Source organism: Paracoccus aminovorans, assembly GCF_001546115.1.
Classification (GTDB): domain Bacteria; phylum Pseudomonadota; class Alphaproteobacteria; order Rhodobacterales; family Rhodobacteraceae; genus Paracoccus; species Paracoccus aminovorans_B.
On the sequence record NZ_LNBC01000048.1, the window covers coordinates 1 to 893 of the forward strand.

2 protein-coding genes are annotated in these 893 nt (G+C 58.7%); both read left to right on the top strand.

Features of this window, described 5'->3' with window-relative positions; all coding sequences use genetic code 11:
• The coding region (locus tag ASV56_RS23880) for a hypothetical protein (RefSeq protein WP_216635436.1) at positions 1 to 711 on the top strand (711 nt) is incomplete at its 5' end.
• A partial coding sequence (locus ASV56_RS23255; protein ID WP_172823810.1) for a dTDP-4-dehydrorhamnose 3,5-epimerase family protein occupies positions 708 to 893 on the top strand: 186 nt, incomplete at its 3' end. The genes ASV56_RS23880 and ASV56_RS23255, both read left to right, overlap by 4 nt.

Here is an 893-nt window from a genome sequence, read left to right on the forward strand (position 1 = left end):
CTTGGCGGATATTTCATCACTCGGGGCCTGAAGGAAAGATTGAAGGCATCCACCAGGTCATGCACCAAGGGGAGGTTTTCGATTGAATCCGTGGATGCGGCCACCCGAGGAAGCTTTCCCGTCCTCTGGTTCGGCCTCAGAATGGGGGACAAAAGCTGGGTCGACCAGGTTTCCGGCTTTGCGAAACTGGCCAATAGAATTCTAGAACAGCATCCCGCTGCAATATTCGTCCTGGATGGTTTCCTGGTCCCGATGGGCCTCGATGAGGTTTCCGGCAAGTGGGGCGATGTAAAAAACACCCTAAGCGATCTGGCCGAAGAAATTCGTCGAAATGTTTCAGCTCCCGATCGGGTGGTCAACCTGGTCGGAGCATCCTTGGGGGACGGGCTTCTTTGGGCGCAGAAGACTGACATCTACGTGTCGCCGGTCGGATCGACCCAACATCGCATCGGCTGGTTTTCCGATGCAGATGGAATCGTGTTCTCGGCACCCAGAGGATCCAGGCCGCTCAACTTGGACCGCCTCCCCGGCGCGTGGGAAGCCGAGGGGATCAAGCGACCCGAGTATATCATTGGCACGCCGGTGCAGCCGGGAAACCGCCGTGGCGCGGGCGACAGGCGGAGTCACCTCGAGAATGTCGAGCTGGATTTATCAAGGCTGACTGCGGCTGTGCTGAGCCTCGTGTCGAATAAAGCTGCGGCGAATAAATGACCCTGATAACCCCTCGCAATTCACCAGAAGCGGCCATTTCCAGGGTAAAGCAGGTCGCCATCGAAAAGACCTCGCTTCCGGGCGTCCTGGTCCTTGCTCCCCGGCGTTTCGGCGATGAACGGGGGTTTTTCTCGGAAAGCTGGAATCGGCGGACGCTGCACGAGGCCGGGCTGGACCTGCCC